The following is a 21,273-nucleotide window of genomic DNA, read 5'->3' on the forward strand; positions in this document are numbered from 1 at the left end:
TGCCCCCTCGCAGGCTGACCTGAAGTTCCACCCGGCTCTCCTCGTGCAGCTTGCACACTGGCCAGGTGGTTTTTTATCAACTAACCGCGGTTCACACCGCCAAGCAATCGCCACAGTCAGCTCCTGGAAACGACGCATGTCGCGCTCGTCAGTCCTGTTTGTGGATGAGGAAATCACATGTCTGAATCTTTTGCCGCCCTCTTTGAGGAATCCCTGCAACGTACCGAAATGCGCCCTGGTGAAGTCATCACCGCTGAAGTGGTGCGCATCGAACACAACTTCGTGGTCGTCAACGCCGGTCTCAAGTCCGAGTCCTACGTGCCCCTCGAAGAATTCAAGAACGACCAGGGCGAAATCGAAGTCCAAGTGGGCGACTTTGTCTCTGTGGCCATTGGCTCGATCGAAAACGGCTACGGCGACACCATCTTGTCGCGCGACACCGCCAAGCGTCTGGCTTCGTGGATGTCTCTGGAAAAAGCCCTGGAATCCGGCGAGTTCGTCACTGGCGTGACCAGCGGCAAAGTCAAGGGTGGCCTCACGGTGCTCGTCAACGGCATCCGCGCTTTCTTGCCTGGCTCTTTGGTCGACACACGTCCTACCAAAGACCTGTCACCCTATGAGAACAAGACCCTGGAATTCAAGGTCATCAAGCTCGACCGCAAGCGCAACAACGTGGTGCTGAGCCGCCGCGCAGTGGTGGAAGCCTCCATGGGCGAAGAGCGCGCCAAGCTGATGGAAACATTGCGCGAAGGCTCCATCGTTCACGGTGTGGTCAAGAACATCACCGAATACGGTGCGTTCGTGGACTTGGGCGGCATCGATGGTTTGCTGCACATCACCGACATGGCATGGCGCCGTGTCCGTCACCCTTCCGAAGTGGTCACAGCCGGTCAGGAAATCACCGCCAAGATCCTCAAGTTCGACACCGAGAAAAACCGCGTGTCCTTGGGTCTCAAGCAAATGGGCGACGATCCTTGGATGGGCGTGAACCGCCGCTACCCACAGGGCACACGCATGTTCGGCAAGATCACCAACATCGCCGATTACGGCGCGTTTGTGGAACTCGAACCCGGCATCGAAGGCTTGGTGCACGTGTCTGAGATGGACTGGACCAACAAGAACGTTGCGCCTTCCAAGATCGTGGCTTTGGGTGACGAAGTCGAAGTCATGGTCCTCGAGATCGACGAAGACAAGCGCCGCATCAGCTTGGGCATGAAGCAGTGCCGTGCCAACCCCTGGCAAGAGTTTGCTCAAAACACCAAGCGCGGCGACCGCGTCAAGGGCCCGATCAAGTCGATCACCGACTTCGGCGTGTTCGTGGGCTTGGCTGCTGGCATCGACGGCTTGGTGCACCTGTCCGACCTGTCCTGGAACGAAACCGGCGAAAACGCTGTGCGCGAATTCAAGAAGGGTCAAGAAGTCGAGGCTTTGGTCTTGGCTGTGGACGTGGACCGCGAGCGCATCAGCTTGGGCATCAAACAGCTCGACTCCGATCCTTTCACCACCTTCACATCCATCAACGACAAAGGCCAGACCGTCACCGGCAAGGTCAAGACCGTGGATGCCAAGGGCGCTGAAATCGATCTGGGCGAAGACATCGTGGGTTATCTGCGCGTGTCCGAAATCTCGCGTGACCGCGTGGAAGACGCCAGCCACGTGCTCAAAGTCGGCGATGAAGTGACCGCTGTGGTGGTGAACGTGGATCGCAAGACCCGCAACATCCAGCTGTCGATCAAGGCCAAAGACCAAGCTGACCAGCAAGAAGCCATGGCTTCCCTGTCGCAGCAATCCAAGAGCGAAAACGCTGGCACCACCAGCCTGGGCGCTTTGCTGCGTGCCAAGCTCGATAACAACTGAAGTGACAGTTAAGCGTTGAGCGTTTGACGTTGAGCGAAGTGCATGGGTTAACTGCCCTTTTCGCTTAACGCTCAACGCTCAACGCTCAACGCCCAACGTCCAACGCACATGACCCGCTCCGATCTGGTTGAAGAACTTGCAGCGCGCTTTGCGCAACTGACCCACCGCGACGCGGAATTGGCGGTCAAAACCGTACTTGACGCCATGAGCGACGCCTTGGCCAAGGGCCACCGCATTGAAATTCGCGGCTTCGGCAGTTTCTCCATCAACCGTCGCCCCCCTCGTGTCGGACGCAACCCCCGCTCGGGTGAGAGCGTTCACATTCCCGAAAAACGGGTCCCCCATTTCAAACCTGGCAAAGCCTTGCGCGAAGCCGTTGACGCAGGCACCGCCGCCGCCAAAGCGGCATCATCCTCCGCTGTTTTGTAAAACCGCGGCTGAAGTCCCCGAAGAATGCATGCCCAGCCCCCATCGCCGTGGGCCACAGCACCAAAGCGGCACCTTTTGCCAGCCTCCACAGCACGCATGCCCCGTTAGAATGTTTGCAGCTTCCCGAGGTCATTCATGAAACGTCTGCTCAGGCTGCTTCAGTGGCTACTGAAAGCAGCTGTTTTTTTCACCCTGTTTGCTTTTGCGCTGAACAACCAGCAAGAAACACGCGTGAATTTCTTTTTTGGCACTTACTGGGCTGCACCCACCGTGTTGGTGGTCTTGTCGGCCTTCAGCCTCGGGGTGGTGATTGGCGTGCTGGGCATGGTGCCGCGCTGGTGGCGTCATCGCCAGGCTGCGCGTCAACAAATCGTCACCCAGACGCCCACCACCGAGGTACCCCGTGGAATTTGACCTGACCTGGATTTTGCTGGGCCTTCCAGCCGCCTTTGCCTTGGGCTGGGTGGCCTCACGGCTGGATTTGCGCCAGATGCGCATTGCCAACCGCCAAGCCCCACGCGCTTACTTCAAGGGCCTCAATTACCTGCTCAATGAACAGCAGGACCAGGCCATCGACGCGTTCATCGAAGCCGTTCAAAACGATCCTGACACCTCCGAACTGCACTTTGCCTTGGGCAACCTGTTTCGCCGCCGGGGCGAATACGACCGCGCTGTGCGCGTGCACGAACATCTGATCTCCCGCGCTGATTTAAGCGCTGCCGACCGACAACGCGCCCAGCACGGTCTGGCCCTCGATTTTCTGAAAGCCGGTCTGCTCGACCGCGCCGAAGAAGCCTTGCGCAAGCTCGAAGGCACCAGCTATGAAGGCCAGGCCCGCCTGGCTCGCCTGGCCATCTACGAACGTTCACGCGAATGGCCAGAAGCGACCAAGGTGGCCCGCTTGCTGGAAAACTCGGGCGAAGCCAACTTTGGCATCCGCATGGCGCATTACCAGTGCGAGCTGGCCCGCGAAGCGGTTCAACAAGGCGATGCGGTCAAAGCCCTGGACATATTGACGGCAGTCATTCAAAACACACCCACAGCGCCCAGACCCCGCATCCTGTTGGGTCAACTGCAACTGGCTCAAGGCCAGGCACAAGCCGCTTTTGACACCCTGTCAACCCTGTTTGAACGCGCCGATATCACCGCCCCCCTGGCCGCAGCCAGCTTGGCCAAGGCGGCACTATTGGCCCAGCAGACACAGGAAGCCCTGAAGCTGCTCAACGCCCACTACCTGCGCCAGCCCTGCATTGACGTGCTTGAAGCCATCACCACACTGCAAGCCAATGATCCGGATGGGGCCGCTCAAGCACAGCAGCTGTACTTGGATCATTTGCAAAAACAGCCCTCCCTGATGGCCGCCACACGCTGGCTGGCCGGTCAAAACCAGCAGCCTCAGCCCTTGCCCGCACCGGTGCAAAAGGCGCTGGAACAAGCCATACGGCCCCTGGCCCGCTACCGCTGCGCCGCTTGCGGCTTTGAGGCCAAAGAGCACTTTTGGCATTGCCCGGGCTGCCAGGCTTGGGACAGCTACCCGCCCAGAAGGGTGGAGGAACTGTGAAGCAGCCCTGCTCCTGAACAAAGGGTTTGCTCTCTATTTTTTGCGCATTTAAGTTCCCAAAATAAAAACGGCTGCACATTGCAGTCCGCTGAAGGAGAACAAGCATGTTGAAAATAATCGCCACTTTATGGCTGGCTTTTGCGTTTGCAGGACTCAGCATGGCGCAGTCAATTGATTTGAACAAAGCCACGGAAATTGAACTCGACGGCCTGAAAGGCGTTGGCCCCACCTTGACGCGCGAGGTGATGAGTGAGCGCAAAAAAGCCCCCTTTCGCGATTGGCCAGACGTGATGCAACGCGTCAAAGGCATCGGCCCCAAAAAAGCCACCAGCCTGTCTGAGCAAGGTGTCCGGGTGCAAGGCCAAGGCTATGCCCAGGCCCCTGCCAGCACGCCCCCCAAGCGCTGACATCGATGCCTTGGGCAAATTCGGCCATGTCGGACTCTGCGAGTGCCGACCTACAGACTCCCTCGTAGGTCGGTGGTCGCAGACCCCGACGTTGGGTTCAGGCCAGCTCAGGCTTGCCAAATCCGCCACCGCCCGGTGTGTGGATTTCAAACACATCGCCCACCTGCATCTCGACCTGGCCAATGTGACCCAGCTCCTGCACCGTGCCGTCGCTGCGCACCACGCGGTTGATGCCCGGCAGGCCACTGTGCCCACCTGCCATGCCAAAGGCAGGATGAATGCGCCCATTGGACAAAATGCCCGCCGTCATCGGCTCCAAGAAGCGCACGCGTCGCACACCCCCATCACCGCCATGCCAGCGCCCCGCGCCGCCCGAGCCTTGTCGAATGGCATAACTTTCCAGCCGCACCGGAAAGCGGAACTCCAGCACTTCGGGGTCCGTGAGACGTGAATTGGTCATGTGGGTTTGCACCACCGAGGTGCCGTCAAAACCACCGACCAACTGACCTTGCGCATCAAAGCGCCCACCCGCGCCGCTGCCGCCCGAAATCGTTTCGTAGTACTGCACCCGCGCATTGCCAAAAGTGAAGTTATTCATGGTCGGCTGGCTGCCCGCCATCACACCCAAAGCGCCAAACAGCGCGTTGGTGATGCACGTCGAGGTTTCCACATTGCCCGCCACCACCGAAGCAGGGGGGTTGGGGTTGAGCATGGAGCCTTGCGGAATGATGACCTTGAGCGGCTTCAAACAACCCGCGTTGAGCGGGATGTCGTCGTCCACCAGGCTGCGAAACACGTACAGGACAGCGGCCATGCACACCGCCCGGGGCGCATTGAAGTTGTTGGGCAGCTGAGCGCTGGTGCCAGTGAAGTCGATCTCGGCCGTGCGCTCAGCGGCGTTCACCCGCACCGCCACCTGGATCTGCGCGCCGTTGTCCAGCGGCAAGGTGAAAGCGCCGTCTTTCAGGCGCGTGATGACTCGGCGCACCGATTCTTCGGCGTTGTCCTGCACATGGCGCATGTAGGCCTGCACCACGTCCAGGCCGAATTGATCGACCATGCGGCGCAGCTCTTGAACACCTTTTTCGTTGGCGGCGATTTGCGCCTTCAGATCGGCCATGTTTTGCGCCGGGTTGCGCGAGGGGTATTCGCCGCTTTGCAGCAGCGCCACCATCTCGGCCTCACGCAGGTGTCCGGCATCGACCAGCTTGACGTTGTCGATCTGCACGCCCTCTTCTTCGATGCGCGTGGAAAACGGCGGCATGGAGCCCGGCGTCAAGCCGCCCACATCGGCGTGGTGCCCGCGTGAGCCGACATAAAACACGGGGTCTTTGTGGCCGTCTAAATACACCGGCGTGATCACGGTGATGTCAGGCAAATGCGTGCCGCCGTGGTACGGGTCGTTCAGCACGAACACATCGCCCGGCTGCATGCGGCCTTTGTTCTCGTGGATCACGGTCTGGATACTTTCGCCCATCGAACCCAAATGCACGGGCATATGTGGCGCGTTGGCAATCAAGTGCCCTTCGGCGCTGAACAGGGCGCACGAGAAGTCCAAGCGCTCCTTGATATTGACCGAGTAGGCCGTGTTTTGCAGCTGCAAGCCCATCTGCTCGGCGATGTTCATGAACAGGTTATTGAACACCTCCAGCAGCACCGGGTCGGCCTGCGTGCCTGCCGCGTGTTGCACTGCGCGCGCCTGCACGCGCACCAGCAGCAAATGGTCGAGTGACGTGAGGCGTGCTTGCCAACCGGGTTCGACCACGGTGGTGGCGTTTTTCTCGGCAATGATGGCCGGGCCGTCGATCACATCGCCGGGGCGCATGTCTTCGCGCACCACCAGCGCAGCGTCTTGCCACTCGGCCACGCCTTGTGCATTGGCAGCGTAGACACGCACCGTGTCGCGGCGCGGTACCTCGCGCTGCGGGTGCACGGCCAGCACGGCTTCTTCGGGGGCATCGCCGGGCAGCACCGCCTCGACCGACACCGCCTCGACCACCAGAGCCTTGCCCTGCATCAAAAAGGCAAAGCGCTGGCGATACGCCGCCTCAAAACCCGCCACCAATTGGGCCTGATCGCCCCAAGGCACGACCAGCGCCGAGTCGGTGCCTTCGTAGCGCAAATGCACGCGTTGGCGCAGCTCGATGCGGTCGGCATGGGCCGCGTCCACCGCCTGGCCCATTTGCGCCAACAGGGCTTGACGCGTGGTCTCACCCAAGGCTTGCAAGCGCTCGGCCATCAAGGGCATGGCTGCAGCCTCCAGTCGTCGCTCAACAGATTCCTCTCGCATCACGTTTTGGTCGGCCAGGCCCATGCCGTAAGCCGACAGCACGCCCGCCAACGGGTGCACCAGCACCTGCGACATGCCCAAAGCATCGGCCACCAAACAAGCATGCTGCCCGCCCGCACCGCCAAAGCACTGCAAGGTGTAACGCGTCACGTCGTAGCCGCGTGCCACCGAAATTTTCTTGATCGCATTGGCCATCTGCTGCACCGCGATCTGGATGAAACCGTGCGCCACATCTTCGGCGGCGCGGCCGGTTTGCGCGGCCAGTTGTTGGAAGTGCCCATGCACCACCTCAGCGTCCAGGGGCTGGTTCGCCTCCGGCCCGAACACCGACGGGAAAAATTGGGGCTGCACCTTGCCCACCATCACGTTCGCATCGGTCACGGCCAGCGGCCCGCCCCGGCGGTAACTGGCTGGGCCGGGGTCGGCCCCCGCGCTTTGCGGGCCCACCCTAAAACGCGCACCGTCATAGGCCAGCAAAGACCCTCCACCCGCCGCCACGGTGTGGATGCTCATCATCGGTGCACGCATGCGCACACCCGCCACCTGGGTTTCAAACTCACGTTCAAACTGCCCGGCAAAGTGCGACACATCGGTCGATGTGCCGCCCATGTCAAAACCAATCACCTTGTCGTGACCCGCCAGCTGCGCCGTGCGGGCCATGCCCACAATACCGCCCGCCGGGCCGCTCAAGATGGCGTCCTTACCTGCAAACACCTGTGCGTCGGTCAAGCCCCCCGAAGACTGCATGAACATCAGTTTCACACCCGGCATCTCGCTGGCCACCTGGTCCACATAGCGGCGCAAGATGGGCGACAAATAAGCATCCACCACCGTGGTGTCGCCCCGGCTGACCAGCTTCATCATCGGGCTGGTCTGGTGAGAAGTGCTGACCTGCGTGAAGCCCACTTCACGCGCCAGCCGCGCGGCTGCCAGCTCGTGCGCCGTGTGCCGCCAGCCGTGCATGAACACCACCGCCACCGAGCGCACACCTTGCGCAAAACTGTTCACCAATTGCGTGCGCAAATGCGCTTCGTCCAAAGGTTGCAAGACCTCACCATCCACCGCCACGCGCTCTTGCGCCTCAACCATCGCGCTGTAGAGCAACTCGGGCAGCACGATTTGACGGTCAAACAAACGCGGGCGGTTTTGGTAGGCGATGCGTAACGCGTCGCCAAAACCCTGCGTGGTCACCAGCAGGGTGGCCTCGCCCTTGCGCTCCAGCAAGGCGTTGGTGGCCACCGTGGTGCCCATCTTGACGCACTCCACCAATTCGGGCGTCACCGGCTCACCGGGCTTCAAGCCCAACAAATGCCGTATGCCCGCCACCGCCGCATCGCGGTATTGCTCGGGGTTTTCGCTCAGCAGTTTGTGCGTGACCAAGCTGCCGTCGGGCCTTTTGCCCACCACGTCGGTGAAGGTGCCGCCGCGGTCGATCCAGAACTGCCAGCGTTGTTGTCCAGTGAGGGGGCTTTTGGAATCGGTCATAGAGCGCTTGAAGAAAAAGAGACATCACAAAGAAGCAGCCGCACGCGCCGCCTGGTCATACATGCCCGAAAGCACACGCAGCAATCGGGCCAACTCGCCAATGTCGCGGTTCAGGCCATCGTCGGCTTTCAGGGCATCAATCAGGCAGCTTTCGCGGATTTCGCGGTAGCGCTGCACATAACCGCGCCCTTCATCGGTCGCCGCATAAGTCACGTCTTTGCCATTTTTTTGCGACACCACCACGCCCAGGCCTTGCAGCTTTTTCAGGGCGTAATTCACCAAATGCGTGTCTTCGATGTTCATGATGAAACAGATGTCGGCCAGGCGCTTGTCACGCGCACGGTGCGTGACGTGGTGCAACACCAGCACATCGAGTGGCGTCAGGTCTTTCAGGCCCGCTGCCGCCATGCAGTGGATGATCCAGCGGTGAAAGGCGTTGCCCGCCACGATCAGGCCGAACTCGAACTCGCTCATTTCGGCGCTGTCGGGCGAGACCAGATGGGCCGAGGACACGATGGGGCTGGCGGCAGACAAACTGAGGGAATTTTTGCGCGGCATGGGGTCCATCTGGGCAATTGAAGACAGAAAGTCTATGCCCGATGCCGACAATTTGCCAACAATTTGTTGACGTTAAGGGAAAACACCGATCACGAATCGTCAGCAGCATGCCTACAGTGAACACCTGCCAGATGCACCGGATGCGCGCTTGAAGCGGGCACGTCTCTTGCACTGCCCTTTGACCGCTTGTTTCACCACTTTCACAGGAGTTTTCATGCAACGTCGCACCCTTCACCTCAGCCTGCTGGCTGGCCTGCTCGCTGTTTCCGGTTTTGTCTCGGCCCAAACCAAGTGGGACCTGCCCGCCGCTTACCCAGCCACCAACTTCCATTCGGTCAACATGACCCAGTTTGCGGCCGACGTGGACAAAGCCACCGCAGGCAAGCTGAAGATCACGGTGCACGCCAACGCCTCCCTTTTCAAGGCCCCGGAAATCAAGCGTGCGGTGCAAGGCGGCCAAGCCCAGTTGGGCGAGATTTTGCTGGTCAACTTCCAGAACGAATGGCAACCCTTTGGTGCGGACGGCCTGCCCTTTTTGGCCGACAGCTATGACGAATCCATGAAGCTCTACAAGGCCCAAAAGCCGCTGCTGGAAAAGAAGCTCGCCGAGCAAGGCATGATGCTCTTGTACTCGGTGGCTTGGCCTCCGCAAGGCATTTTCAGCAAAAAACCGATCAACAGTGCGGCTGACCTCAAAGGCATCAAGTGGCGTGCTTACAGCCCCACCACCGCCAAGATCGCTGAACTGGTCGGTGCCCAACCTGTGACCGTGCAAGCGGCTGAGTTCTCGCAGGCCTTGGCCACAGGCGTGGTCGAATCGACCATGACCTCGGGCGCCACGGGCGTGGACAGCAAGCTGTTCGAGCACCTCAAGTACTACTACGACGTGCAGGCTTGGCTGCCCAAAAACGCGGTGATTGCCAACAAGAAAGCCTTTGACGCGCTGGACAAACCCACACAAGACGCCTTGCTCAAAGCCGCAGCCGATGCCGAAACACGGGGCTGGGCCGAGTCACGCAAAGTGAACACCACGACCCTGGAAACCCTCAAGGCCAACGGGATGACCATCGCTCCGCCTTCGGCTCAGCTGAAGGCAGACATGAAGAAGGTGGGCGACACCATCATGAAAGAATGGCTGGAGAAATCGGGCGCCGAGGGCAAGGCCATTGTGGACGCCTTCAAGCGTTGAGCCGATGCGCCGACTGCTGAATGCCATTTATGCCAGCACCGCTGCCTTGGCGGCGCTGTGCATGTGTGGCCTGCTGTTCATGGTGCTGCTGTCGGTGCTGAGCCGGCAGTTCCACTTCCATGTGCCCGGCACCGACGCCTATGCGGGTTACCTCATGGCCGGGGCGGGCTTTTTGGCGCTGGCCCACACCTTGAAGCGCGGCGAACACATCCGCGTGACCTTGGTGCTGGGCTTGTTCAAGGGGGCTGCACGCCGGGGCATGGAGGTGTTTAGCCTGTCGCTGGCCAGCCTGCTGGCTTGTTTGTTCGCCTTCTACAGCTGCCGCCTGGTGTGGCAGTCCATCGAGTTTCACGACATCTCCACGGGCAATGACGCCACGCCTTTGTGGATTCCGCAGCTGGTCATGGCCCTGGGCACGGTGATTTTTGCGCTGGCCTTTGTCGACGAGCTGGTGCTCGAAATCCAGGGTCGCCGCACCGCCACCGACAGCGGCGAGATGCTGCGCAACGAATGAACCGCCATGAATGACTTGATGATCACAGGGCTGTTGGTCCTGACCTTGTTTCTGATTTTGGGCAGTGGTGTTTGGATTGGCCTCACGCTCTCGGGTGTGGCCTGGATTGGCATGCAAATGTTTTCCGCCAGACCCGCTGGGGACGCCATGGCAGTGACCATCTGGGGCTCGGCCTCAAGCTGGACCCTCACCGCCCTGCCCCTGTTCATCTGGATGGGCGAAATTCTGTTTCGCACGCGCCTGAGCCAAGACATGTTCAAGGGCTTGGCCCCTTGGATGCAGGCCCTGCCAGGGCGCTTGCTTCACACCAATGTGGTGGGCTGCGCGATCTTTGCCGCGGTGTCGGGCTCGAGCGCGGCCACCTGCGCCACGATCGGCAAGATGACCTTGCCCGAGCTGCAAAAACGTGGCTACCCCGAAGACATGGTCATCGGCACCTTGTCCGGCTCTGGCACCTTGGGCCTTTTGATTCCGCCGTCCATCATCATGATCGTGTACGGCGTGGCGGCCGATGTGTCGATTGCCCAGCTCTTCATCGCCGGCGTCTTGCCCGGCTTGCTGCTGGCTGGGCTGTTTTCGGGCTACATCATTTACTGGTCACTGCGCCATCCGGACCAGATCCCGCCGCGTGACGCGCCCATGAGCTTCATGCAAAAGCTCGAAGCTTCCAGCAGCCTGATCCCGGTGGTCTTGCTGATTGCGGCGGTGCTGGGCTCCATTTACACCGGCTTTGCCACCGCCACCGAGGCGGCGGCTGTGGGCGTGGTGGGCTCCTTGGTGCTGTCGGCGCTGCAAGGCTCCATGAATTGGACCGTGTTCAAAGAGGCCTTGATGGGGGCCACACGCCTGTACTGCATGATCGCCCTGATCTTGGCGGGCGCTGCGTTTTTGACCTTGTCCATGGGCTACATCGGCCTGCCCCGCCACCTGGCCGAGTGGATCGGTGGCCTGGGCCTCAGCCCCTTTGCGCTCATCATGGCCTTGATGGTGTTTTTCATCCTGTTGGGCTGCTTTCTGGACGGCATCTCGATGGTGGTGCTGACCATGGGCGTGCTCATGCCCACAGTCCAAAAAGCCGGCATCGACCCGATCTGGTTTGGCATCTTCATCGTGTTTGTGGTCGAGATGGCGCAGATCACGCCACCCGTGGGCTTCAACCTGTTTGTGCTGCAAGGCATGACAGGCAAGCAACTGCCCTACATCGCCCGGGTGTCCATGCCCATGTTCTTTTTGATGATGGGTGCTGTGTTGTTGATTTACTTTGTGCCCGGCATCGTGACCTGGCTGCCCACCCAGATGAAACTCTGAGCTTGCAGGCAGGTTCATCCTCTATGATTCAACCCGTCCCCAAAGGACGGGTTGTTCATTTGGGCAGTAAGGATTGTTTGTGTTTAAAAATGTGATGGTTTACCGCATCGGCGAGGGCTTTGCGCCCACATTGGCCGATGTGCAGGCGGCCCTGGAGCCGGTGCAGTTTGTGGAATGTGGCGCCAGCCAGGAAAAATCCATTGGCTGGGTGCCCCCACGGGGTGAAGCCCATGGGCCGTTGGTCGAATCGGTGGCCGGGCAGTGGATCTTGAAACTCATGATCGAGTCCAAGGCGGTGCCGGGCAACGTGGTGCGCCGCAAAGCCGATGAACGCATCGCCGAAATCGAAGCAGCCACCGGCCGCAAACCCGGCAAAAAGGAAAAGCGCGACCTGATGGACGACGTGCTGCTGTCGCTGCTGCCTCAGGCCTTTGCCCGCCAATCCACCGTGCTGGTGTGGATGGACCTGGAAAACCGCCGCTTGGTGCTGAACGCGGGCAGCCAGGGCAAGGCCGATGAAGTCATGTCCGCATTGATGAACGTGATGGGTGGCCTGTCGGTCTCCCTGATCCAGACCGTGACCTCTCCGCAGGCCGCGATGACCCAGTGGCTGCTGGCCCCCACCCCAGACGAATGGCCGTCTGATTTGACCGTGGAGCGCGAAACCGTGCTCAAGTCCACAGGCGAAGACGCCGCCAGCGTGCGCTTTACCCGCCACCACCTGGCCAACGACGACGTGCGCAAGCATGTGATGGAAGGCAAGCTGCCCACGCAACTCGCGCTCAGCTGGGACGGCCGCGTGGCCTTTGTGCTGACCGAGACCCTGCAGCTGAAAAAAGTGCAATACCTCGACGGTGTCATGGACGAATCGGGCACCGACAAGAACGAAGACCGCTTTGACGCCGACGTGGCCTTGTCCACCGGCTTGCTGGGGCCGCTGATCGACAGCCTGATCGAAGCCCTGGGCGGCGAGATGGAACTGGGCGCAGCGGCTGCCGACCCAGCGCTTCCCAACCCCATTCCCAAACCGGTGAACTCGTCCGTCGTATCGGGCACAGCGGCAGAAACCGCTGACGACGAAGACCCGCCCTTCTGATGATCCGGCCATAAAGAACCCACACCATGCTGACCGTGATCGCCATTTGCATCGGTGCTTGTGTCGGCGCCTTGTCACGCTGGCAATTGGGCCTGTGGCTCAACCCCAGCACCGCCAGCGCAGGCCTCTTGCCCTGGGGAACGCTGGCCGCCAACCTGATCGGTGGCTATCTGGTGGGCGTGTGCGTGGGGGTGTTCCAGCAACTGCCCGAGCTTGACCCGGTCTGGCGGCTGGCCTTGGTCACCGGATTTCTGGGGGCACTGACCACGTTTTCCAGCTTCTCGGCCCAGGTGGTGGGCATGCTGCAGCAAGGGCGTTTTGCTCTGGCCCTGGGCACCGCCGCCCTGCACCTGTTGGGATCGCTCACACTGACCGTGCTGGGGCTGCAAACCGCCGCACTCTGGTTCAGCCGCAGCTGAAGGGCCACTCAAGCACCGTCATGGCAAGCGATGCACGGCACTCCAGGCCACTGTCCGTCATGGCGAGCGAAGCGTGGCCATCCAGTTCCACATAACCGTTGTAGCTCAGCGGCTTCAGCCCCGACATGAGCCTGTGCCAGAGCCAGAGCCAGAGCCAGAGCCAGAGCCAGAGCCAGCATTGTCGGAGCTCAAGCTCCGACCTACGGAGGACATCCTCCCCGCAGGTCGGCACTCGCAGAGTCCGACGTTGGCAAACTCGCCGCCACAGCGCGCTTCAAGACACGGTTTGGTAATACAGGTTTTGCGGATGGCGGGCCTGGGCGAAGAAGACCCAGCGTTCGGCCAGCAGGCCTACAAACTGCAGCAGCACAGCGCCCAGCCAGACAAACAGGGACTGTGCGCCAAGCAGGGCCAGCAACAACAAAGGCAGCGCAAACAGCAGCAGCTGAAACACCCAGGGCATGCGGCGCACGGTGCGGGCTGTGGCACCGTGGAAGAACTCGCGGGTGTTGAAGGAGCCGGCCGACATGCCCATGGATTTTTGCACCAGTTGTGGCTGGTGGATGCCGGTGGCCGATTGCAGGCTTGACATCGGGGACAGGCGGGCGTTGCGGCGCAAAGCCTGGCGACGCATGAACCAGGCCAGCAAGGTGCTGCCCAGCACCCAGGGCTGCAGCCAAGCCAGCAGCGCGGTTTGCCCCATGCCACTGGCCAGGGCGCACAGCAGCACGCTGCCCGAACTCATGCCCAGCAGGGTGAAGTTGATCACCGTGAGCGGGTGCGCCCACTCTTGCAAAAAGCGCAAGCAAGCGTAGATCATGGCGGTGCACACCCACAGCGCCAGCGTGACCACCACCACCGCCGCAGACAATGCCTGCAAGGCAAGGGTTGACGCGCCCAAGTACAAACCCAGCCACCACAGCGCCACCAACCCCATGAGCAGGGGCAGCACGATGACTTCGCGCGACATCCACGAGGTGCGCCACATGGCCGCCGCCCGCCAGGCGCGGGCTTTTTGACCCAGGTGAAAGAACGAGGCCAGCAGACCGCCGACCAGCAGCACTTCGGCCAACGCGATGGCCGTGAGGGCAAAGCCCGTGTCCAGGGGCATCAGCCAGCTGGCCACGGCCAGCGCCAGCAGCAAGCCCTGGGCCGTGCCGGACAGGGTGGTGAACAAAAGGATGGACCAGGCAGGACGCATGAAGACCTCAATGATGAGAAGTTTTGCCCGCAGGGCTTGGCAGGGGCGACACCGCTGCCGGGGTGACTCGGCGCGGCAGGTATTGGTTGGCCGGCCGGGTGTTCCATTCGGGCATCAGGGCATAACCACCCCGATCGCGGATGGCCTGGCTGACTTCGCTGTTCGGGTCTTTCACGTCGCCAAACAGGCGGGCGTTGGTCGGGCAGGCTTTGACGCAGGCGGGCTTGCGGTCGGCTTCGGGCAGCAGGGGGTTATGGATGCGGTCCACGCACAGGGTGCACTTGGTCATGACGCCGCTGGCTTCGTCAAACTCTCGCGCACCATAAGGGCAAGCCCAGGCGCAGTATTTGCAGCCGATGCATTTGTCGGCATCGACCAGCACAATGCCATCCGCCTCACGCTTGTAGCTCGCGCCCGTGGGGCAGACCGGCACGCAGGGCGGGTCTTCGCAGTGCAGGCAACTTTTGGGAAAGTGCACCGTGTCGGTGTTCGGAAAGCTGCCCGCTTCGTAGGTCTGCACGCGGTTGAAAAAGGTGCCGGTGGGCTCGGCCGCATAGGGATTGACGTCGCTCAGCGGCCCGGCCATGCCCGAGGTGTTCCACTGTTTGCAGGCCGTCACGCAGGCGTGGCAGCCCACGCAGACGTTGAGGTCGATCACCAGCGCCAGCTGACGCGCCAGCGTGGGCGTGTCGGTGTCCACCGCCTGCGCCGCGCCACCGCCACCACCGCCGGGCTCCATCAGATGGGGGCTGACAGGGGCCGGAGCATGGCCTTGCATGAGGTCTTTGAGCCACTGGATCATGGTTTGGATTTCCCTGCAAAAAAACGCATCACCTGGGCCACTCCACCGCGCACACCGGGCACGGGCTGCATGGTGTCCACTTGCGGAAAACTCTGGGCCGCCTCTTCAGGCTCGGCTGGGCGGATGCGCACCCGCACGTCGTACCAGCCCGCCTGGCCGGTGATGGGGTCGGAGTTGCTGACCTTCGCACCGGCTGGCGCGCCCGCACCTTGGGGAAGCGGCAATTCTTCCGAGATCAGGTGGTTGAGCAAAAAGCCTTTGCGCGCTTCGTCCGAGCCGGGTGCCAGATGCCAAGCGCCATCGCCTTTGCCAATCGCGTTCCAGGTCCAGACGGTGCCCGGCTCCACGGCTTCGCTGTAGCGCAGCATGCAGCGCACCTGGCCCCAATGGCTTTCCACCCAGGCCCAGCCACCGTCGGCCACGCCCGCCGCCTGCGCGGTGCTGGGGTGCACATGCAGGTAGTTGTGGCTGTGGATTTGCCGCAGCCAGGCATTTTGCGAGTCCCACGAGTGGTACATGGCCATGGGCCGCTGGGTGATGGCGTTGAGCGGGAAGGCCTTCAGGTCAATCGCTGCGTCTTCGAGTGGTGCATACCAAAAAGGCAAGGGGTCGAAATAGGTGTTGATGCGCTCGCGCAGATGCTCGGGCGGCTGACGCCCTTGGGTTTTGCCTTGCGCGGCCAGGCGAAAGGACTGCAGGGTGTCGGAATAAATGGCCAGTTGCACCGGGTCGTTGCGCTGACGCCAGCCTTTGTCTTTGGCAAAGTCCAGGTAGTCGCGGTTCCAGTTGCGCATGTAGTGCATGTTCTCGGGCAGGGTGTAATGGAACACGCAGTTGTTTTGCGCGTAGGCCTCCCACTGCTTGGGGTTGGGCGCGCCGCGCAGGTGCTGGTCACCGTTTTCGCCGCGCCAGCCCATCAAAAAGCCAATGCCCGGCTGGGGCTCGAAGTTCACGATGAAGTCGGTGTAGCCCTTGAACTTGCGCCCGCCTTCGGGCGTGGTGAAGGCCGGAAACTTCAGGCGCGAAGCCAGCTCCACCAGCACCTCCTGAAACGGCTTGCATTCGCCCAGGGGCTGCAGCACGGGCACACGCACCGAGTCCACCGGGCCGTCAAACTCGGAGATGGGCCGGTCCAGCATGCTCATGGTGTCGTGCCGCTCCAGGTAGGTGGTGTCGGGCAGCACCAGATCGGCAAAGGCCACCGTCTCGCTCTGGAAGGCGTCGCACACCACCAAAAACGGGATCATGTACTCGCCCTGCTCGTCCTTGCGGTTGAGCGATTCGCGCACGGCCATGGTGTTCATGCTGCTGTTCCACGCCATATTGGCCATGAACAGCAGCAAGGTGTCGATGCGGTAAGGGTCGCCCTTGACCGCGTTGGTGATGACGTTGTGCATCATGCCGTGGGCCGACAGCGGGTGTTCCCACGAAAACGCATGGTCGATGCGCATCGGCGTACCGTCGGCATGGATAGCCAACTCTTCAGGGCTGGCCGGAAAGCCCAGCGGCGCGGCGTTCAGCGGCGTGTTGGGTTTGACCATGTCCGGGTCGTTGAAGGCCCGGTAGTTGGGCACGATGTGGCGCGGGTAAGGCGCTTTGTGCCTGAACCCCCCGGGCGCGTCGATGGTGCCCAACAGACTCATGAGCACGGCCAGCGAGCGCACCGTCTGAAAGCCGTTGGAGTGCGCGGCAAGACCGCGCATGGCGTGAAAAGCCAGCGGACGCGCCTGGGTGGTGGGGTGTTTTTTGCCCCAAGCGTCGGTCCAGGGAATGGGCAGCTCAAAGGCCTGCGTGAGGGCGGCGTGGCCCAACTCTTGTGCCAGCAGGCGAATGCGATCTGCCGCAATGCCGGTGATGGCCTGCGCCCATTCGGGCGTGCAGCTTTGCACCCGCTGGCGCAGCAAGGCAAAGGCGGGCACCACCCGCGTGCCGTCGGCCAGGGTGTAGTGGCCTTCGGGCGGTGCGTCCAAAGCCGGGTCGCAGCCTTCGGCAATGCCCTCGGGGTAGGCATTCAGAATTCGGCCGCTTGTGCGGTCAAACACCAGTTTGTTGTGCGGGTTGCGGCCGTCACCGGGCGGGCCTTTGGCCGGGTCGGGATCAAAGGCAAACAGGCCTTCGCGCTCGCCTTCGTCCAGCACCACCAGTTGCGGCGCATTGGTGAAGCGCTTCAGAAAGGCATGGTCCAGCGTGTCGGTGCGGACCAGCTCGTGCAGCAAGGCCATGAGCAGTGCGCCGTCGGTGCCGGGCTTGATGGGAATCCACTCATCAGCAATGGCCGAGTAGCCCGTGCGCACCGGGTTGATGGAGATGAAGCGACCGCCTGCGCGCTTGAATTTGGACAGCGCGGTTTTCATGGGGTTGCTGTGGTGGTCTTCGGCCGTGCCCAGCATCACAAACAGTTTGGAGCGCTCCAGGTCTGGCCCGCCAAACTCCCAGAAGCTGCCGCCCACGCTGTAGATCATGCCGGCCGCCATGTTGACCGAGCAAAAGCCGCCATGCGCGGCGTAGTTGGGCGTGCCGAACTGGCGGGCAAACAGCCCGGTGAGGGCCTGCATCTGGTCGCGCCCGGTGAACAGCGCAAACTTTTTCGGGTCGGTGGCCCGGATGTGCGCCAGACGATCGCTCAGGATGTCAAAGGCGCGTTCCCAGGAGATGGGCTCAAACTCGCCCGCCCCGCGTTCGCTGCCCGGTTTGCGCAGCAGCGGCTGCGTCAGGCGTGCGGGCGAGTACTGCTTCATGATGCCCGCCGAGCCCTTGGCGCAGATCACGCCCTGGTTGAGCGGGTGATCCGGGTTGCCGTCGATGTAACGCACCTCGGGGCCTTTGTCACCCTCGACCAAATGCACCCGAATGCCGCAGCGGCAAGCGCACATGTAGCAGGTGGTGCATTTGACGGTGGTCTGCGCCGTGGGGTTGGGCTCGGACAAGGGGTCTTGCAAGGGCATCTGTTCAGAGGCCTTAGAAAACAGTTTCAGCATCTCATGAGTCTCCTGGGGCGAACGCCATACGCCAGGTGTGGCGGGCAATCACGGCTTCTTCGTTGGTGGCCAGCACATACACCGGCACACGGCTGGTGGGCGTGCTGATGAGGGTGCCGCCCGGGCTGGGGCGGCCACTTTGGCGGTTGCGCGCCTCGTCCAGTTCGCAGCCCAGCCATTGCAGGCCCTGCACGATCTCACCGCGCAAGGCATGGGCGTTTTCGCCAATGCCACCGGTGAAGACCAGCGCATCCAGACCCTGCAAGGCAGCGGCCATGCCCGCGATTTCGCGCCGGGTGTGTTCGGCAAAATAGTCCAGCGCCATGCGTGCTGCGGCGCTGTCTGACTGCGTCAGGCTGCGCACATCGCTGGAGGTGCCCGACAGGCCCAAAAGGCCTGACTGGCGGTAGAGCAGATCGGTGATAGCCTCGGCACCCAGGCCCTGGGCCAAGAGGTGCAACACCACGGCGGCATCGAGCCGACCACAGCGCGTGCCCATGGGCAGCCCATCGAGCGGCGAAAACCCCATGGTCGTGGCCACCGAGCGCAATCCGCGCAGGGCACACAGCGAAGCGCCGTTGCCCAGGTGCGCCACTACCACACGGGCGTCCGGCTGGGCCAGCTCGGGCCGCCCCTGACGCAACTGGGTGGCGATGGATTCATAAGACAGGCCATGAAAACCATAGCGGCGTATGCCTTGCTCAAAGCAATCCTCTGGCAAGGCGTAGCGCTGGTGCAGCTCGCTCTGGCTGCGGTGAAAAGCGGTGTCCGGACAGGCCACCTGCGGCACCTGGGCAAAAGCCTGCCGCGCCGCATGGACCCCCGCCAGGTTGTGCACCTGGTGCAGCGGCGCCAGGGGGGCCAGGGTCTGCAACTGGGCGATCAGCGCATCGTCCACCCGCACAGGCCCAGCCAGCTCGGGGCCGCCGTGCACGATGCGGTGGCCCACCGCCACCACCCGGGCGCTTTGGGCGTGCACCGAGAGCCACTGCAAGATGCTGTCCAGAGCTGCGGTGTGGGCCGAAGACTCAGGCTTGTCACCAGCGCTTGGGGCCGACACCAGCGGCACGCTGTGCTGCAAACCGCCCGGCCCCTGAATGTCCAGCCGCGCCAAGGCTTGCCCCAAGCCCTGGGCCTGGCCCCAGTACACCGGCACATCGTGGATGGCTGCAGCGTCAGGTGCATCGCCCGCTGCATCATCCCCATGGTCCGATGCATCCGCCACAGCAAACAAGGCGAACTTGAGCGAAGAAGACCCCGCGTTCAGCGTGAGCACATGGTCATGCATGGTCATGCGCCCAGTTGTGCTCAGACGTAGTCCTTGTACTTGTCCAAAAAGCGGATCGGCTTGGCCAGCGCGTCGCGGCGGAAGGGGTCACCCAGCTCGCGGTTGCACATGATCTCAATCACGCAGGTCTTGCGCTGGTTCATCTGCAGGTCAATGGCTTTCTTGAGCGCCGGGCCCACGTCTTCGAGGCGGTCCACCACAATGCCTTCGGCGCCCATGGCCTGGGCGATGCCCGCAAAGCTTTCGCTTTCCAGTTCACCGGCCACAAAGCGGCGGTTGTAGAAGTCCACCTGGTTTTTCTTTTCGGCGCCCCACTGGCGGTTGTGGAAGACCACCGCCGTCACCGGAATGTCGTGGCGCACGGCCGTCATGACCTCGACCATGCTCATGCCCCAAGCGCCGTCACCGGCATAGGCCACGGCGGGGCGGTCGGGCGCGGCGCACTTGGCACCGATCATGGTGGGCAGCGAATAGCCGCAGTTGCCAAAGCTCATGGGCGCAAAAAAGCTGCGCGGTTCGTCAAAACGCAGGTAGCTGTTGGCCACGGCGTTGATGTTGCCAATGTCGGTGGACACCATGACACGCGGCGGCATGGCTTTTTCCAGCTCGCGCAGCACCTGGCGTGGCGACAGGTAGCTGCCGCCCGTGGGGGTGCGCTCGCCCTTGGCCTCTTCCATCATGTCCAGGCTGAAGGGGTCTTTTTCGTGGGTCCAGGCGTCGAGTTCCTTTTCCCAGGCGTCTTTTTCGGCCTGGATTTTGGCGGCGCGCTCGGCCTTGTTGGCATCACAGGCCAGGGTGCGGGCCGACAGGCGCTTGAGCAGCTCAATGGCCACGGCCTTGGCGTCGCCGTGGATGCCCACGGTGATTTTTTTGACCAGGCCCAAATTGGTGTGGTCGGCTTCGACCTGGATGATCTTGGCCTCTTTGGGCCAGTAGTCCATGCCGTGCTGCGGCAAGGTGCCAAACGGCCCCATGCGCGAGCCCAGCGCCACCACCACGTCGGCCTGGGCGATCAGCTTCATGGCGGCTTTAGAGCCCTGGTAGCCCAGCGGGCCGGCCCACAGCGGGTGGCTGGCCGGGAAGGAGTCGTTGCGCAGGTAGCCATTGGCCACGGGAGAACCCAGGCGCTCGGCCAGGGCCACGCACTCCTTGACCGCGTCACCCATGACCACGCCACCGCCCGACAAAATGACCGGAAATTTGGCATTGGCCAGCAACTCCACGGCGGCGTTCAGGCTGTTTTCACCGCCCGCGCCACGTTCCACGCGCATGGGCTGCGGAATTTCGCAGTTGACTTCGCCGTAGAAATAGTCGCGTGGAATGTTCAGCTGGGTCGGCCCCATTTCCGAGATGGCACGGTCAAAGCAGCGGGCGGTGAACTCGGCCATGCGCTTGGGGTTGTTCACATGGCCCTGGTATTTGGTGAACTCCTGAAACATCGGCAGCTGCTGCGCCTCTTGGAAGCCGCCCAGGCCCATGCCCATGGTGCCCGTTTCGGGGGTGACGATGACCACCGGGCTGTGCGCCCAATAAGCCGCCGCAATGGCCGTGACGCAGTTGCTGATGCCCGGGCCGTTCTGGCCTATGACCACGCCGTGGCGGCCGCTCACACGGGCATAGCCATCCGCCATGTGCGCCCCGCCCTGCTCGTGCACCACCGGAATCAATCGGATGCCTGCGGGGGCAAAGATGTCCATGGCGTCCATGAAGGCCGAGCCCATGATGCCGAACATGTCGGTCACGCCATTGGCGACCATGGTTTCCACAAAGGCCTCGGAGGGCGTCATTTTCTGCACGCCGCTGGCCACGGTGCGTTTGTCGGTTTTTGGGGGGGTGGTCATGGGCTGCTCCTGAAAAACTAGAAAAAAAACAAAGAATCGAAACCAAGGGT

Annotated in this window: 18 protein-coding genes; 10 read left to right on the top strand and 8 right to left on the bottom strand. The window is 62.1% G+C overall.

Features of this window, described 5'->3' with window-relative positions:
* The first annotated feature begins 177 nt into the window (after window positions 1-177).
* The 5 genes from rpsA (at window position 178) to AMM33_RS10960 (ending at window position 4,254) form a co-directional block, all read left to right on the top strand.
* Complete coding sequence (gene rpsA / locus AMM33_RS10940) at window positions 178-1,857, top strand: 30S ribosomal protein S1 (RefSeq protein ID WP_090141236.1); 1,680 nt, start codon at window positions 178-180, stop codon at window positions 1,855-1,857.
* Window positions 1,858-1,908: 51 nt separating this feature from the next.
* Window positions 1,909-2,286, top strand: a complete 378-nt coding sequence (locus AMM33_RS10945) for an integration host factor subunit beta (RefSeq protein ID WP_255350690.1) — start codon at window positions 1,909-1,911, stop codon at window positions 2,284-2,286.
* Between the two features lie 135 nt (window positions 2,287-2,421).
* Window positions 2,422-2,700, top strand: a complete 279-nt coding sequence (locus AMM33_RS10950) for a LapA family protein (RefSeq protein ID WP_090141240.1) — start codon at window positions 2,422-2,424, stop codon at window positions 2,698-2,700.
* Entirely contained in the window at window positions 2,690-3,847 is a 1,158-nt protein-coding gene (gene lapB, locus AMM33_RS10955) for a lipopolysaccharide assembly protein LapB (RefSeq protein WP_090141242.1), read from the top strand. Before AMM33_RS10950 ends, lapB begins: the two co-directional genes overlap by 11 nt.
* A gap of 104 nt (window positions 3,848-3,951) precedes the next feature.
* Window positions 3,952-4,254, top strand: a complete 303-nt coding sequence (locus AMM33_RS10960) for a ComEA family DNA-binding protein (RefSeq protein WP_090141245.1) — start codon at window positions 3,952-3,954, stop codon at window positions 4,252-4,254.
* A 97-nt stretch (window positions 4,255-4,351) separates the two neighbouring features.
* Here AMM33_RS10960 and AMM33_RS10965 read toward each other — a convergent pair whose 3' ends face one another.
* Window positions 4,352-8,029 carry a hydantoinase B/oxoprolinase family protein gene (locus AMM33_RS10965; RefSeq protein ID WP_090141247.1) on the bottom strand — a complete coding sequence of 1,226 codons (3,678 nt, stop codon included), beginning with the start codon at window positions 8,027-8,029 and terminating at the stop codon, window positions 4,352-4,354.
* Window positions 8,030-8,053: 24 nt separating this feature from the next.
* A complete protein-coding gene (locus AMM33_RS10970) occupies window positions 8,054-8,596 on the bottom strand; it encodes a winged helix DNA-binding protein (RefSeq protein ID WP_194945392.1) in 543 nt (180 codons plus the stop codon).
* 205 nt (window positions 8,597-8,801) lie between these two features.
* On the opposite strand from AMM33_RS10970, the gene AMM33_RS10975 reads away from it, so the two are divergent.
* The 5 genes from AMM33_RS10975 (at window position 8,802) to crcB (ending at window position 13,113) form a co-directional block, all read left to right on the top strand.
* Window positions 8,802-9,776 carry a TRAP transporter substrate-binding protein gene (locus tag AMM33_RS10975; protein ID WP_090141249.1) on the top strand — a complete coding sequence of 325 codons (975 nt, stop codon included), beginning with the start codon at window positions 8,802-8,804 and terminating at the stop codon, window positions 9,774-9,776.
* Between the two features lie 4 nt (window positions 9,777-9,780).
* Complete coding sequence (locus tag AMM33_RS10980) at window positions 9,781-10,290, top strand: TRAP transporter small permease (RefSeq protein WP_090141251.1); 510 nt, start codon at window positions 9,781-9,783, stop codon at window positions 10,288-10,290.
* Between the two features lie 6 nt (window positions 10,291-10,296).
* A complete protein-coding gene (locus AMM33_RS10985; protein ID WP_090141253.1) occupies window positions 10,297-11,598 on the top strand; it encodes a TRAP transporter large permease in 1,302 nt (433 codons plus the stop codon).
* Window positions 11,599-11,677: 79 nt separating this feature from the next.
* The gene (locus AMM33_RS10990; RefSeq protein ID WP_255350686.1) at window positions 11,678-12,694 is read left to right on the top strand and encodes a recombination-associated protein RdgC; all 1,017 of its coding nucleotides are present in this window, start codon (window positions 11,678-11,680) and stop codon (window positions 12,692-12,694) included.
* Between the two features lie 26 nt (window positions 12,695-12,720).
* Window positions 12,721-13,113 (top strand): fluoride efflux transporter CrcB, encoded by a 393-nt coding sequence (crcB, locus tag AMM33_RS10995; protein WP_090141255.1) that lies wholly within the window; start codon window positions 12,721-12,723, stop codon window positions 13,111-13,113.
* On the opposite strand, the gene AMM33_RS21970 is transcribed toward crcB, so the two are convergent.
* The 6 genes from AMM33_RS21970 to xsc all read right to left on the bottom strand — a co-directional run bounded on the left by AMM33_RS21970 (window position 13,100) and on the right by xsc (window position 21,223).
* Window positions 13,100-13,240 carry a hypothetical protein gene (locus AMM33_RS21970; RefSeq protein ID WP_194945393.1) on the bottom strand — a complete coding sequence of 47 codons (141 nt, stop codon included), beginning with the start codon at window positions 13,238-13,240 and terminating at the stop codon, window positions 13,100-13,102. The genes crcB and AMM33_RS21970 overlap by 14 nt on opposite strands.
* A 147-nt stretch (window positions 13,241-13,387) precedes the next feature.
* Window positions 13,388-14,314, bottom strand: coding sequence for a dimethyl sulfoxide reductase anchor subunit family protein (locus tag AMM33_RS11000; protein ID WP_090141257.1), 927 nt, complete (start codon window positions 14,312-14,314; stop codon window positions 13,388-13,390).
* A gap of 7 nt (window positions 14,315-14,321) precedes the next feature.
* The gene (locus AMM33_RS11005) at window positions 14,322-15,053 is read right to left on the bottom strand and encodes a 4Fe-4S dicluster domain-containing protein (protein WP_369802433.1); all 732 of its coding nucleotides are present in this window, start codon (window positions 15,051-15,053) and stop codon (window positions 14,322-14,324) included.
* 59 nt (window positions 15,054-15,112) lie between these two features.
* A complete protein-coding gene (locus tag AMM33_RS11010; protein ID WP_194945398.1) occupies window positions 15,113-18,061 on the bottom strand; it encodes a molybdopterin oxidoreductase family protein in 2,949 nt (982 codons plus the stop codon).
* Window positions 18,062-18,095: 34 nt separating this feature from the next.
* Window positions 18,096-19,382, bottom strand: coding sequence for an acetate/propionate family kinase (locus tag AMM33_RS11015; protein WP_090141337.1), 1,287 nt, complete (start codon window positions 19,380-19,382; stop codon window positions 18,096-18,098).
* A gap of 20 nt (window positions 19,383-19,402) precedes the next feature.
* Window positions 19,403-21,223: a sulfoacetaldehyde acetyltransferase gene (gene xsc, locus AMM33_RS11020; protein ID WP_090141261.1), complete on the bottom strand. Its 1,821-nt coding sequence runs from the start codon at window positions 21,221-21,223 to the stop codon at window positions 19,403-19,405.
* Window positions 21,224-21,273 lie beyond the last annotated feature (50 nt).

The organism is Limnohabitans sp. DM1 (assembly GCF_001269385.1).
Classification (GTDB): domain Bacteria; phylum Pseudomonadota; class Gammaproteobacteria; order Burkholderiales; family Burkholderiaceae_C; genus Limnohabitans_A.

Coding starts and splice junctions, on each gene's coding strand:
- rpsA (WP_090141236.1), top strand. CDS start 178: ATGTCTGAATCTTTTGCCGCCCTCTTTGAGGAATCCCTGCAACGTACC.
- AMM33_RS10950 (WP_090141240.1), top strand. CDS start 2,422: ATGAAACGTCTGCTCAGGCTGCTTCAGTGGCTACTGAAAGCAGCTGTT.
- AMM33_RS10960 (WP_090141245.1), top strand. CDS start 3,952: ATGTTGAAAATAATCGCCACTTTATGGCTGGCTTTTGCGTTTGCAGGA.
- AMM33_RS10965 (WP_090141247.1), bottom strand. CDS start 8,029: ATGACCGATTCCAAAAGCCCCCTCACTGGACAACAACGCTGGCAGTTC.
- AMM33_RS10970 (WP_194945392.1), bottom strand. CDS start 8,596: ATGGACCCCATGCCGCGCAAAAATTCCCTCAGTTTGTCTGCCGCCAGC.
- AMM33_RS10975 (WP_090141249.1), top strand. CDS start 8,802: ATGCAACGTCGCACCCTTCACCTCAGCCTGCTGGCTGGCCTGCTCGCT.
- AMM33_RS10980 (WP_090141251.1), top strand. CDS start 9,781: ATGCGCCGACTGCTGAATGCCATTTATGCCAGCACCGCTGCCTTGGCG.
- AMM33_RS10985 (WP_090141253.1), top strand. CDS start 10,297: ATGAATGACTTGATGATCACAGGGCTGTTGGTCCTGACCTTGTTTCTG.
- crcB (WP_090141255.1), top strand. CDS start 12,721: ATGCTGACCGTGATCGCCATTTGCATCGGTGCTTGTGTCGGCGCCTTG.
- AMM33_RS21970 (WP_194945393.1), bottom strand. CDS start 13,240: ATGTCGGGGCTGAAGCCGCTGAGCTACAACGGTTATGTGGAACTGGAT.
- AMM33_RS11000 (WP_090141257.1), bottom strand. CDS start 14,314: ATGCGTCCTGCCTGGTCCATCCTTTTGTTCACCACCCTGTCCGGCACG.
- AMM33_RS11005 (WP_369802433.1), bottom strand. CDS start 15,053: ATGGAGCCCGGCGGTGGTGGCGGTGGCGCGGCGCAGGCGGTGGACACC.
- AMM33_RS11010 (WP_194945398.1), bottom strand. CDS start 18,061: ATGCCCTTGCAAGACCCCTTGTCCGAGCCCAACCCCACGGCGCAGACC.
- AMM33_RS11015 (WP_090141337.1), bottom strand. CDS start 19,382: ATGCATGACCATGTGCTCACGCTGAACGCGGGGTCTTCTTCGCTCAAG.
- xsc (WP_090141261.1), bottom strand. CDS start 21,223: ATGACCACCCCCCCAAAAACCGACAAACGCACCGTGGCCAGCGGCGTG.